Raw genomic sequence first — 423 nt, 5'->3', positions numbered from 1 at the left:
GTGTATTGCTATCTTTTTTATTTGAGTATGACAAATTATTTGTTTCTTTTAATTCTTTCTGTCAAATTTATTTCCTGTTCACGTTTACCATATAGCTGATTAATTTCATTTGCTACTGCATCTAAATATGAGTCGGAAAAAAGTGGCTTCTTCTTTTTAGACATACGGGTCTCCTTTAAGGGGTTTTTTAGTATTCATTATGTATATTTATCGGCGGATTATGCGCAATCATTTTGAATTTTTTATTTTTAAAAATTTTTGTTTACATTTTGAAAATAAAGGAGTATTATAATCCACAGTTTCAATTTTCTAAATCGCTTAAACCGCATGGTGCGGGGGACCCGTTTTAATGAATTAGTGCATAATTCAATGGGGTGAATCCTTGAAAAAGGTAGGGCTACTCATAGGCCCGAATCCGACAGC

1 protein-coding gene and 1 riboswitch (1 of these 2 cut by a window edge) are annotated in these 423 nt (G+C 32.4%); the gene reads right to left on the bottom strand.

All coding sequences use genetic code 11. The features are described 5' to 3' along the window. Positions 1 to 35: 35 nt before the first annotated feature. Complete coding sequence (locus V7038_RS26695; RefSeq protein ID WP_000038255.1) at positions 36 to 164, bottom strand: hypothetical protein; 129 nt, start codon at positions 162 to 164, stop codon at positions 36 to 38. Positions 165 to 305: 141 nt separating this feature from the next. Beyond that, positions 306 to 423: riboswitch (cyclic di-AMP (ydaO/yuaA leader) on the top strand; it runs 40 nt beyond the window's last position.

It is taken from the genome of Bacillus sp. JJ783 (assembly GCF_036963225.1).
GTDB lineage: Bacteria > Bacillota > Bacilli > Bacillales > Bacillaceae_G > Bacillus_A > Bacillus_A cereus_U.
The sequence above is the reverse complement of the archived record's forward strand: the minus strand, read 5'-3'. Positions and strand labels throughout refer to the sequence as shown.